Source organism: Pseudomonas sp. Z4-20, assembly GCF_051131955.1.
GTDB lineage: Bacteria > Pseudomonadota > Gammaproteobacteria > Pseudomonadales > Pseudomonadaceae > Aquipseudomonas > Aquipseudomonas marvdashtae.
Window position 1 is genome coordinate 5,518,761 of record NZ_CP071641.1, and the last position, 11,710, is coordinate 5,530,470.

General features: G+C 59.4%; 12 protein-coding genes and 1 tRNA gene. 4 read left to right on the plus strand and 9 right to left on the minus strand.

Going from position 1 to position 11,710, the window contains the following annotated elements; all coding sequences use genetic code 11:
* Window positions 1-79 precede the first annotated feature (79 nt).
* Window positions 80-262 (minus strand): sulfur starvation response protein OscA, encoded by a 183-nt coding sequence (gene oscA, locus J3P82_RS25050; protein WP_003186967.1) that lies wholly within the window; start codon window positions 260-262, stop codon window positions 80-82.
* A gap of 488 nt (window positions 263-750) precedes the next feature.
* Here oscA and J3P82_RS25055 point away from each other — a divergent pair, with 488 nt between their 5' ends.
* The gene (locus tag J3P82_RS25055) at window positions 751-1,134 is read left to right on the plus strand and encodes a DUF6124 family protein (RefSeq protein ID WP_434559452.1); all 384 of its coding nucleotides are present in this window, start codon (window positions 751-753) and stop codon (window positions 1,132-1,134) included.
* 130 nt (window positions 1,135-1,264) lie between these two features.
* Here J3P82_RS25055 and J3P82_RS25060 read toward each other — a convergent pair whose 3' ends face one another.
* Window positions 1,265-1,579: a hypothetical protein gene (locus J3P82_RS25060; RefSeq protein WP_434563983.1), complete on the minus strand. Its 315-nt coding sequence runs from the start codon at window positions 1,577-1,579 to the stop codon at window positions 1,265-1,267.
* A gap of 145 nt (window positions 1,580-1,724) precedes the next feature.
* On the opposite strand from J3P82_RS25060, the gene desA reads away from it, so the two are divergent.
* A complete protein-coding gene (desA, locus tag J3P82_RS25065) occupies window positions 1,725-2,909 on the plus strand; it encodes a delta-9 fatty acid desaturase DesA (RefSeq protein WP_434559454.1) in 1,185 nt (394 codons plus the stop codon).
* A gap of 297 nt (window positions 2,910-3,206) precedes the next feature.
* On the plus strand, window positions 3,207-4,196 hold the full coding sequence (locus J3P82_RS25070; RefSeq protein ID WP_434563957.1) for a GGDEF domain-containing protein: 990 nt from the start codon (window positions 3,207-3,209) through the stop codon (window positions 4,194-4,196).
* A gap of 35 nt (window positions 4,197-4,231) precedes the next feature.
* Here J3P82_RS25070 and J3P82_RS25075 read toward each other — a convergent pair whose 3' ends face one another.
* From J3P82_RS25075 to gabD, 3 genes are all read right to left on the minus strand, one after another.
* Complete coding sequence (locus J3P82_RS25075; protein ID WP_434559456.1) at window positions 4,232-5,449, minus strand: HDOD domain-containing protein; 1,218 nt, start codon at window positions 5,447-5,449, stop codon at window positions 4,232-4,234.
* A gap of 151 nt (window positions 5,450-5,600) precedes the next feature.
* On the minus strand, window positions 5,601-6,878 hold the full coding sequence (gabT, locus tag J3P82_RS25080; protein WP_434559458.1) for a 4-aminobutyrate--2-oxoglutarate transaminase: 1,278 nt from the start codon (window positions 6,876-6,878) through the stop codon (window positions 5,601-5,603).
* A 169-nt stretch (window positions 6,879-7,047) separates the two neighbouring features.
* Window positions 7,048-8,490 (minus strand): NADP-dependent succinate-semialdehyde dehydrogenase, encoded by a 1,443-nt coding sequence (gene gabD / locus J3P82_RS25085; RefSeq protein WP_186641367.1) that lies wholly within the window; start codon window positions 8,488-8,490, stop codon window positions 7,048-7,050.
* Between the two features lie 349 nt (window positions 8,491-8,839).
* Between gabD and J3P82_RS25090 the strand changes: the two genes are divergently transcribed.
* Window positions 8,840-8,916 (plus strand) — tRNA-Arg (locus J3P82_RS25090).
* Between the two features lie 202 nt (window positions 8,917-9,118).
* Here J3P82_RS25090 and J3P82_RS25095 read toward each other — a convergent pair.
* The 4 genes from J3P82_RS25095 to J3P82_RS25110 all read right to left on the minus strand — a co-directional run bounded on the left by J3P82_RS25095 (window position 9,119) and on the right by J3P82_RS25110 (window position 11,699).
* Window positions 9,119-9,643, minus strand: a complete 525-nt coding sequence (locus tag J3P82_RS25095; RefSeq protein ID WP_434559460.1) for a type II toxin-antitoxin system VapC family toxin — start codon at window positions 9,641-9,643, stop codon at window positions 9,119-9,121.
* A gap of 1 nt (window position 9,644) precedes the next feature.
* Window positions 9,645-10,355 carry a hypothetical protein gene (locus J3P82_RS25100; protein ID WP_232916959.1) on the minus strand — a complete coding sequence of 237 codons (711 nt, stop codon included), beginning with the start codon at window positions 10,353-10,355 and terminating at the stop codon, window positions 9,645-9,647.
* 157 nt (window positions 10,356-10,512) lie between these two features.
* Window positions 10,513-11,130, minus strand: coding sequence for a hypothetical protein (locus J3P82_RS25105; protein WP_434559462.1), 618 nt, complete (start codon window positions 11,128-11,130; stop codon window positions 10,513-10,515).
* Window positions 11,127-11,699, minus strand: coding sequence for an RNA polymerase sigma factor (locus J3P82_RS25110; RefSeq protein WP_434559464.1), 573 nt, complete (start codon window positions 11,697-11,699; stop codon window positions 11,127-11,129). The genes J3P82_RS25105 and J3P82_RS25110 overlap by 4 nt, the downstream gene beginning before the upstream one ends.
* Between the last annotated feature and the right edge of the window lie 11 nt (window positions 11,700-11,710).

Below are 11,710 nucleotides of genomic sequence, written 5' to 3' on the forward strand. Positions count from 1 at the left end.
TGACCCGTAGAAAAAATTCGCAACCTGCGGCAGCTCCTACACCAAGCCCCCGGTAGCGAGGGCCGCAGGCTGCGATCCTTCAGCTCGGTTTATGACTCGGCTGCTGCAAGCGGAATTTTTCCTTGCGCTCGATCTGCACCACCTGCGCGTTGTGCACGGTGATCTCCACCGCGCCAAAGCGCAGGTCACGCAGGGCACTCTGGATCTCGCGCAAGATGGTTGCTTCGTCCTGGCCGTCAACGCTACGTAGGGATGCGCTCATGCTGCTGCTCCTTGAATGAATGCCTGGCAGTGGGCGGCACTGCTTGCGGCGTGGAGCAATAGTAGATAAACGCAGATATTCTTAAAAAGACTATTTAAGAATTTTTATATAACCAAACTGACAATTCGAATTTGGCGTCCTACGGCATTTTTGATTGCCGGCCTTTCCCCTGCCATGTCGTCGGAAATTTCCCTCAAAACGCGGCGCTTTGCGTGAACTAGGCAGCCCGGTCATGCACCGCTAACCTCTGTTCGTCATCGCAAAAAACGGTGACACGGACGTGCAAGTCCGGTACATATCGGCGCGCAACTGCCAAGCCAAACAGCCCACGCTCGTATTGGCATGTTTATGGCGGCTGCGCGCGGGAGACTCTCGCAGTCTGCCGGGTCCGATATGCCCGGTCTTGCACACCCGCGCACAGCTGCCACCTTCTTCGGTGCAACGAGAGGTGCCAGTTTTCCAATCAATTACATATCGGGTAATTAATCATGTTCAAAGTCACTCCAAATCCACCAGAAAACGGCCATAAATCCCGCGTCGAAAAACTCGAAGAAAAACGCCTCGAAGACGCCACCAACCGCGCCCTCGACTATTACCTAAAGCCCCAGCCCGCCCCGCCGCCGGAACCCGACAAAGACCAGCTCTTCATCGTCTCCCCGCACATCGACACCGAAACCCTGCTCGCCAACGCCTCCGAAGACCTGCTGTCCATCAGCGCCATCGCCGCCGACCTGGCCGACGACATCGACGAATCACGCCGCTGCGTAGCGCTGGCAATCAGCCGCATGGCCGATGGGGTTCAGTTGCTGGTTGAGCGAGCGCTGGATCATTTGGAAACGAAGGAGATGGCGGCGCACAGCGCCAAGGGATAACGCTTACATTGAGGCAAGCTAAGCCGGCGCCATCGCGAGCAAACCCGCTCCCACAGGAGAAACGCGGTCCCATTAAGAACCAGGTCGGCTCTCAGGCCGCCTCGCAGCGGACGTTGATCTCGGCGCCCCGTTAGCTGCTCCAATGCACGGTGCAGTTCGGAGGCGATCTCCGTTGCTGGGCATGGGCGGTGAGCTCTTCGGTGTACAAGGCATAACCGTCACGTCCGCTGCTCTTGGCCTTGAACAGGGCCGAATCGGCGTTGCGCAGCAACTGCCCGGCGCTGACTAGCACCCAGGCATAACCGTTGATCAGTTGCCAGCGAAGCCGGTCGGCGGAATGATCGAATAAACTGCTCAATAAATAGCCAACCAGCTGCAGCCAGGCGACGGATAGCAGGAGGTAAAGCAGTGCCCCACGCATGGCAATGCGATGAGAGATGGTCATGCGCTCATCCATGTCCCTGTAATTTGAGGGGATTATAGAGGAAGAAACATTCTGCCACTCTTATCTGAAAGGCCGACTGGTTTTATCGCTGGGGGTGGTGATAATGCAACGGCTGTTTCTATCTTTATCGAGGGCCCTACAGCCTATGTGGTACGAAGGTTTTCTTGGCTTGTCGGCCTGGTCGCTGGTGACAGTCACCCTGCTGATGACTCATGTCACGATCATCAGCGTCACGGTCTACCTGCACCGTTATTCGGCTCACCGTTCCCTGGAACTCAACGCCGGCCTTAAACATTTTTTCCGCTTCTGGCTGTGGCTGACCACGGCGCAGAATACCCGCGAGTGGACCGCGATCCACCGCAAGCATCACGCAAAATGCGAAACCGAGGATGACCCTCACAGCCCGGTTATCAAGGGCTTGTCGACCGTGCTGCGCAAAGGCGCCGAGTTGTATCGCGCCGAGGCGGAAAATCCGGAAACCCTGCGCATCTATGGCAAGAACTGCCCCGAAGACTGGATCGAGCGCAACCTCTACAGTCGCTATCCGCTGCTGGGCGTCGCCATCATGGGCGTCATCGACCTCCTGCTGTTCGGCACCATCGGCATCACCATCTGGGCCATCCAGATGATGTGGATCCCGGTCTGGGCCGCCGGCGTGGTCAATGGCCTGGGTCATGCCGTGGGCTATCGCAACTTCGAATGCCGCGACGCGGCGACCAACCTCGTGCCTTGGGGCATCCTGATCGGTGGCGAAGAACTGCACAACAACCATCACACCTACCCCAACTCGGCCAAGCTCTCGGTGCGCAAATGGGAGTTCGACATGGGCTGGGCCTGGATCAAGGTCTTCAGTTTCCTGCGCCTGGCCAAAGTCCAGCGGGTAGCGCCGATCGCCCACCGGGTCGAAGGCAAGGGCCACCTGGACATGGACACTGCCATGGCGATCCTCAACAACCGTTTCCAGATCATGGCCCAGTATCGCCGGCTGGTCATCGCGCCCCTGGTCAAGCAGGAGCTGGAAAAAGTCGATCACTCGGTTCGTCACCAGTTCCATCGGGCCAAACGCCTGCTGTCGCGGGAAACCAGCTTGCTGGACGACCGTCACCACGTGCGTATCCAGAATATGCTGGAGCACAGCCAGGCACTGAAAGTGATCTACGAAAAGCGCCTGGCCTTGCAGCAGATCTGGGTCAAGACCAGCAGCAACGGCCACGACATGCTCGCCGCGATCAAGGAGTGGGTCCACGAAGCCGAGGCCAGCGGCATCCAGTCCCTGCGCGACTTCGCCGACCAGCTCAAGACTTATTCCTTGCGGCCGGCCACCGCCTGACTCCCGTGGCGAGGGAGCTTGCTCCCGCTGGGCCGCGAAGCGGCCCCAGAACCTGCCGAATGCGGACCATCAGGCACCCTGCACCCGCCGGTTCACGGCTGCTTCGCAGCCGAGCGGGAGCAAGCTCCCTCGCCACAAATTCATCCCACATGTTCGAACGAAAGCTCCCGCCCTTCGTCGCCTGAAAAGGAACTTCGCCCGTAATCCCCTATCTCAAGAGCACTTCGCCATCCTGGCGGGCTTTGGAGCAAGCGCGTGCAAATCCATAGCAATGCACGTTCTTTGAGATTGGTACCGATGGTCGACAAGAACCTACAGGATTCATCCCAACCGCATTGGCCCGAAGCGGCCCAGACACTCATGGCGCTGATGCACGCCCAAGGCGAAGTGGCGCGCTTGAGCGAGCGCGAGCAGCTGTTCAGTTCCTTGCTGGTCAGCGTCAACGCGGTGTTGTGGGCGTTCAATTGGGAAACCCGACAGGTGCTCTACGTCAGCCCCGCCTACGAGCGGATTTTCGGCCGCCCCGCTGGCCTGGTATTGGCCGACTACAACGAATGGCGTGACGCAATCTACCCGGATGACCTGGATTACGCCGAGCGCAGCCTCACTGAAGTATTGGTCAAGGGTGCCGTGGAAGACCGCGAGTATCGCATCATCGCCGCCGATGGCCAGATCCGCTGGCTCAGCGACAAGTGTTTCATCAATCGTCAGGCTGACCCGGGGCAACCGGTGATTGTGGTGGGCATCGCCGAGGACATCACCGAAAAGAAGTTGCTCGAAAGCGAGCTGCAGCGGCTGGCGACCACCGATGTGCTGACCCAGAGCAGCAACCGTCGGCACTTCTTCGAATGTGCCCACCGCGAATTCGAGCAAGCACGGTTGCAAGGCACGCCAATGGCGTTCCTGCTGCTGGACATCGATGATTTCAAATTGATCAACGACACTTACGGTCACCAGGAAGGCGATACGGTGTTGCAGAAAATTGCCGAAAGCGGACGGAACGTGCTTAGACGCGGAGACTTGTTCGGACGGATCGGCGGCGAAGAGTTTGCCGCCGTGTTTCCAGGTTGCGCTCCGGACATGGCCTTGCAGGTCGCCGAACGCTTGCAACGGGAAATCCAGCGCCTGGCGTTCCGCTGCGGCGACCAAAACTTCGGCATCACCGTCAGCCAGGGCATCACCAGCATCGCCGCCGAGGACCAGACCCTCGACAACCTGTTCGCCCGCGCCGACGCCGCCATGTACGAAGCCAAGCGCCAGGGTAAGAACCGCATAATCGCGGCTTGAGTGAACGCCGCGCCGCGTCGGGTTAAGCGGGGATACTACTTGCGACGCAACCGCATCAACTCCGGCAACCCGATTTTCAGCAGACGCGCCGTGCGTCCACGGGCCAACTCTTCAAGGCCTTCGTACGCGGGCAGATGAGCCATTTGCGCGGCCATGTTCATCACCAGCGCTTCGCGGGAATAAACCCCACCACCGAGGCTGTAGGCCGCCGCGATCAACTCACGCAACTCCAGCGGCAAGCGCCAACGAGTGCGCAGCGCCGAGCCGAAGCCGGCGCCGTATTGATCGAGGACGTTCCCGACTTCCTCCAACTCATCCAGTTCGCCACCCGCCTGCGCCCATTCTTCCAGGCAACGCAGCAGCGCCAGGTCGCCCAGGCGATGCAACAGCCCCGCGCAGTAACAACGCTCTGGTTCCAGATCCAGCAGCCGCGCCAGGATCCGGGCGTACTCGGCGGTGTGCAGCGACAATTCCCAATAGCGCTCGGCATAGTCGGCCAGGCAAGGGACACTCAGCCGGGCACAGCGCTTGAGTGTCAGCCCAAGAATCAGGTTCATGCTTTGCCCGGTGCCGAGCTGGTGCAGCGCCTGGGCCACGGTCTGCACCGGGCCACCGCCCTGATGCTGGGCAGCGCTGTTGGCCGCCGCAATCAGCACCCCAGTGATTTGCGGGTCGGTGCGGATCTGTTCTTCCAGCAGTTTCAGGTCCAGGCCAGTGGGGTTGAGGCAGCGCTTGACCGCCACCTGCACATCGGTCATCAGCGGCGCGCCTTCGGACAGATCACGCCGTCGTTCCAAAAAGGCGATCAAGGTCAGCCCCGGCCCTGGGACCGGCACGTCGCCGGAGGTTTCGTCAGTGGCACCCAACAGCAGCCCTTGCAAACGCAAGGTCAGGCTTTCCCGGTTCAACGGCTTGGTCAAATACGCCGTCGGCGCCAGTGGAACGACCTCACGCACACTGGCGCTGTCGTTACGCCGGCTCATCAGAATGAACGGTAACGGCGTGGCTCGATGCTGTTGACGAAGGCCGCGCAGGAGAGTCAGACCATCGATACCCGGCAGTTCCCAATCGGCGATGATCAGGTCGTACGCGTGATGCGCCAGCAAATCCAGGGCCTGTTGCCCCTCTGCGCAGGTATCCACGCGGGCATCGCAGCGCACGCCCGAAAGCACTTGCTCAAGCATCTCCCGGGACGCCGGGTCGGCCTCGGCGATCAACACACGCGGTACAGCAGGTAAAACCACAGCAGTCATGCAGCATCGCTCCCTTGCCATACCATGCACCTTAGACAATGACGGCCGTTCCAGACAGCTCAAACCTGCGGGATATGCCTGCGGACATGAAAAAACCCGCCGAAGCGGGTTTTTTGTGAATCAGTACACAGTCAGAGCAGATCAGAGCAGATCAGAGCTCGGAGAAGCACTCTTCAATGATTGCCAAGCCTTTGTCCAACTGCTCATCCGGTGAGGTCAGCGGCACCAGCACCCGCAAGACGTTGCCGTAAGTACCGCACGACAGCAGGATCAGGCCTTTGTCGCGAGCCTTGGCCACCACCTGGGCGACTGCCGCGGCGTTCGGCTTGTGGGTGTCGCCGTCTTCGAACAGCTCCACGGCGATCATTGCGCCCAGCGCACGCACTTCGCCAATGACCGGGTATTTCTTCTGGATAGCCTTGAGGCGGGTCACCAGGCGTTCGCCCACGGCTTTGCAGCGATCCAGCAAGTGTTCTTCTTCGAACACTTGCATCACCGCCAGCGCCGCCGCGCAAGCAATCGGGCTACCGGCATAAGTGCCGCCCAGGCCACCTGGCGCAATGGCATCCATGTATTCAGCCTTGCCGCACACGCCGGCGAGCGGGAAGCCGCCTGCGATGGACTTGGCGAAGGTCGTCAGGTCGGCGGCAACGCCCATCTGCTCCATGGCGAAGAAGGTACCGGTACGCCCGGCGCCGGTCTGCACTTCGTCAGCGATCAAGAGGATGCCGTGCTGGTCGCAAAGGGCGCGCAGGCGCTGCATGAATGCCTTCGGCGCCACATAGAAACCACCCTCGCCCTGGACCGGCTCGATAATGATCGCAGCGATGTCACGCGGCTCGGCGTCGTTCTTGAAGATGCGCTCGATGCTGGCGATGGAATCGTCGATGCTCACGCCATGCAGTTCATTGGGGTACAGCGCGCGGAAGATGCCACCGGGCATCAGGCCCATGCCGGCCGAATACGGTACGACTTTACCGGTCAGGCCCAAGGTCATCATGGTGCGACCGTGGTAAGCGCCGGTGAACGCGATCACGCCGGCACGGCCAGTGGCGGCACGGGCGATCTTCACGGCGTTTTCCACTGCTTCGGAACCGGTGGTCACCAGCAGGGTTTTCTTGGCGAAATCACCCGGGACCTTTGCGTTGATTTTTTCGCACAGTTCCACGTACGGCTCGTAGGCCAGAACCTGGAAACAGGTGTGGGTCAGCTTGTTCAGCTGTTCGGTCACGGCAGCGATGATTTTCGGGTGCAGGTGGCCGGTGTTCAGCACGGCGATACCACCGGCGAAATCGATGAATTCACGACCTTCAACGTCGGTCACCGTGGCGTTTTTTGCCGATTCGGCGAAGATCGGGTGAATCTGGCCGACACCGCGGGGAACAGCGGCGGTACGGCGGGCCATCAGGTCAGCGTTAGTCTTGCTCATCAAAGTCCTCATTCGCAGCTCAGGGCGGCGTAGTTCAAGGAATACAGGGCGGGGAGGCGACTGCGACAGCATGCGATGATCGACTGCCGCAGCGTTCCGGCCACAAGAAACAGAACGGGTGAAACGCGCAAAGGGACAGCGCTCTCGTGCCCCTTGCGCTTGAAGCAGATCAGATACCCAGGCAGAGGTATTTGATTTCCAGGTAATCCTCGATGCCGTACTTGGAGCCTTCACGGCCCAGGCCCGACGCCTTGATGCCGCCGAACGGCGCGACTTCGTTGGAAATCAACCCGGTGTTGACGCCGACCATGCCGTATTCGAGGGCTTCGGCCACACGGAACACACGGCCCAGGTCACGGGCATAGAAATACGAGGCCAGGCCGAATTCGGTGTCGTTGGACATCGCGATCACTTCGGCTTCGTCTTTGAAGCGGAACAGCGGCGCCAGCGGGCCGAAGGTTTCTTCCTTCGCCACGGCGGCGCTCGATGGGACGTTGGTGAGAATGGTCGGCTCGAAGAAATTGCCCTCCATCGCCTTGCCACCCGCCAGCACGGTCGCGCCTTTGCTGACCGCGTCGGCGATGTGCTCTTGCACCTTGGCAACAGCTTTTTCGTCGATCAACGGACCGGTGGTGGTGCCGTCTTCCAGACCGTTACCGATCTTGAGCTTGGCCACCGCCACTTTGAGTTTTTCGGCGAACGCGTCGTACACCGAATCCTGGATGTACAGGCGATTGGCGCAGACGCAGGTCTGGCCGTTGTTACGATATTTGGAGATGATCGCGCCCTCGACAGCCTTATCCAGGTCCGCGTCGTCGAACACAATGAATGGCGCGTTGCCGCCCAGTTCCAGGGATACTTTCTTGATGTCCTTGGCGCATTCGGCCATCAACTGGCGACCGATCTCGGTCGAGCCGGTGAAGGACAGCTTGCGCACGATCGGATTGCTGGTCAGCTCGCCCCCGATGTCGCCGGCGCTGCCAGTGACTACGCTCAGTACGCCTTGCGGGATGCCGGCACGGTGCGCCAGTTCCACCAACGCAAGGGCCGAGAACGGGGTTTGCGAAGCGGGCTTGATGACCATCGTGCAACCGGCAGCCAGCGCTGGGCCAGCCTTACGGGTGATCATCGCAGCTGGGAAGTTCCACGGCGTAATGGCGGCGGTAACGCCGATTGGCTGCTTGATCACGATCAGGCGCTTGTCGGGCTGATGGCCCGGAATCACGTCGCCGTAGATACGCTTGGCTTCTTCGGCGAACCACTCGATGAACGAGGCGGCGTAGACGATTTCGCCCTTGGACTCGGCCAGCGGCTTGCCCTGCTCCAAGGTCATCAGGCGACCCAGGTCGTCCTGGTTTTCGATCAGCAATTCGTACCAGCGGCGCAGCTTGTTGGCGCGCTCCTTGGCGGTCAGCGCACGCCAGGCCGGCAGTGCCTTGTCAGCGGCTTCAATCGCCCGGCGGGTTTCGGCAGCGCCCATTTTTGGCACGGTGCCCAGCACCTCGCCCGTCGCCGGGTTGGTGACTTTGATCGTCTGACCGTTGTCCGCATCGACCCAAGCGCCATCGATAAAAGCTTGCTGGCGGAACAACTGGGTGTCTTTAAGCTGCATGTCGGCTTTCCTTAACAGCACCGCGCGCACGCGGAGCGAATTAGAGTTGTAGAAAGGCGCCTCGGGGGCTGCCGTCAGGGAAATCATCCACCGGGCTGAAGCACAGAAATATCGCACATAAGCACAGACGTGCGGTTCAGCACCCAGACAAGAGCGTTTGAAATCTCAAACGAATCCTAGGGCCGATGGGGGTGAAGGACAATAGGCTGTTCGAAAAAAAGAACGAAAAAGCTGAATTTGCCTATTTTTTCTGATCAGCGTAGTCAATGGCCGCCGAGCGGCACGAAAACGCAGGCGATTCAGTAGCATGGACGCCCGCCATGCTTATGAGTATCATGGCGCCCGCGTTGCACCAGTAGCTCAGCTGGATAGAGTACTGCCCTCCGAAGGCAGGGGTCGTGGGTTCGAATCCCGCCTGGTGCACCAAACATTGAAAATCAAAAGCCTCAGTTCTCATGGACTGGGGCTTTTTTATGGGATTTATCTCCCATAGGTGCCTGTATGTAAGAAATTCAGATAATAAAAACCCCTGAGCGGTATCAGCGCTGCAGCGCATCAACCGACAGGGGCCGTGTTAAAAATGACTATAGGGCTGGGGTCTCCATCACCAACCGCCTCGGGCAGACGCTCAGTGGTCGAGATCGGCCTCAAGTTGCTCAGGAGCCGGCTCGATATCTCCTAAAGACTTCACCACAAGTCCGCATTTCTGAGCTTTGGAATAAAGACCTGCATCATGAGTCCAGACTTCATCAGCGTTGGTTGCGAGAGCAGTAGCAATTATCTGGCGATCAAAACGTAACTTGGCTTTCGTTGCTGCCGGGTCAAGCACCTTCAGCTCATTGTCATCGACCATACGAGCACACTCGACCGCAGCGATCTGATCGAAAGATATGATTTCAAAACACGAAAAGCCGTTTATGACATCCAGGTGGCTCTGGTGAAAATCCCGATCAATGCCCACCAGATACTCAGCCAATGCAGGAGTTGGTATCAGTACCGTTCCACCTCTTGCGTCGACCATTTCGATTAAGGCCTCAGCTCTAGCCTCCGCCCTATCAACGTTATGTCCAGTGGCGGGATCAACCAAAACGATACCGTCCTTTGCGTTTCCCAAGGCTTGGACGAGAACGCTGGTATCGAGAACTATGCGCACCTCATCCCCTTAGGTTCTGAATCGTTCCATGGGGATCGTCCATCTCGCTCCAGGTGATACCACCCAGTTCCTTGAGCTGGGTAACCGCACTACGCAAAGAGGTTTTTTCGAGCCTCTCGTAGGACTGAATGAACATTTTTCGCAGCCGCCAGCCGCCATGTGGTCGACTTTCCCACTCTCCCTTTCCATGGACGCGAACATACTTGAACAAGAGTTTGCCCAGTTGTTCAGCCAATACCGTATCGGCTTCACAAAGAAGAGTTTCGCCACCAGCCCCCTCAAGCCGAACAGGAACCGTCTCGTCCTTTCCACCAACGACATACAGGCGCCCTTGAACGCTACCCTGCTTGATGACGACCATGGGAGGGGGAGCGGTCTTTGCTTTGGGGAATTGGAGGATGTTCGCATCTGCGGCTTGCAAGACACCATCCACTCGATCTTGCTCCATCAATGCAGAGAGTTGCAGATACGCCTTTCTTGCACGCTTGGGCCCAACTCCCTGAGCGGCCTCACGCACCCTATTCAGGACGTGGGGGTACTTATCGTCTTCCACCCAAGTATTCAGGCAAACACAACCTTCGGTGACAGAGTCGAAATGAACATTATCTTGCGAGCCGAAAAGCTCTGCGAGCTCGCACAGATAATCCGTCAAGCGAGCCATAGAGAGCTTGCTTGGGTCGGTTCCGTCGAGTTCGAGCATCAGCTTTTTCATGCTGGCGAGTATAGTTCCGCTCATGTGATCCTGCTATGCCTGCATTTGTAACGATGTGCCCAGCTCGACCGCCTACAACGCTACCCTGCCAGCACCATCGACATTACGGGAGCAAGCTCGCCACGGACGTTGTGCCAGCCTTTGGTACTCGCCGACTTCAACGCGTCTGCAACGCCTCCAACCGCGCCGGCAAGTCTTCCTTGGGAAAACGCTTGTGCAACGCCAGCAGCTTCTCATCAGCGGCCCTGGTGTCCCCCGCCTGGCGCAAGCGCAGGATTTCCAGCAAGCCTTGCTCAAGCGATGGCAGTGCAGCAGGCGCCGGTTTGCTGATTTTTTTTGCCGTCGTATCCGCCAAGGATTGCATCGGGACGGCCGGGGCTCGCGCCAGCTCGCCTTGCGGCGCCATGCGGGTGATCGGCGCGGGGGCGGGCATGGCGGGCGGTGGTGCAGCGACAACGGCGCGCGCTTGCCGATCGGCGGAAAATTCCATCGAGGCAGGCGCGGACAGAGGCTCCTCGGGCATCGGGGAACGCAGCACCAAACCGATCATCAGCGCCACGCCGGCGACCGTGGCGAAGGCCATTTGCCCACGCGGCCGCTGACAGGCCTGTAGCCAGCGCTTCCACAAGCTCGGTGCGGGCGTCGGGGCTTCACGGCGGGCGGCGGCCAGGATGAAATTGTCGAGCGAGGCCGGCGGTTCACCGCTGGCGTGTTCGCGAAAATGCTTGATCAACATCTCGTCATCGGAATTCGGCGCGTGTTTGCGGTCGATCATGCGGGTACCTCCTCGGCCAACAGTCGATGCAATTTCTGCTGGGCGTAACGCAAGCGGCTCTTGACCGTTTCCAGCGGGACGCCGGTCAGGGCCGCAATTTGTGGCAGTTCCAAATCGCCGTGCAGGCGCAGCAGGAAAACTTCCCGCTGGTCCTCGGGCAATGCCTGCAGCGCCGCGTCAAGGCGCGCCTGATCGCGACTCAGGCTCAACTGTTGCTCGGGGCCGCTGCTGTCGTCGGGTTGGACGTGAAGTTGTTCGTCATAACTGTCATGCAGTGGATTATGAACGCCGTGCCTGCGCCAGTGATCGATCAAGCGGTTGCGGGCGATCTGGAACAACCATGTACGAAAACTCGCGCGGCCTTGTGGCTGGGTGGTGCTGCGGATCAGGCTGAGCCAAGTATCCTGGAAGATTTCTTCAGCCAGTTCGGCTTTGTTGCTCAAGGACACGAGGAAACGATAAAGCCCGAGGCGATGACGCGCATACAGGACTTCGAAAGAAGCCCCGTCGCCATCGCGGTAACGGGCCAGCAGCGATTCGTCGCTGGGAGAATCAAGCACAACGGCCATGTCGCTGATGA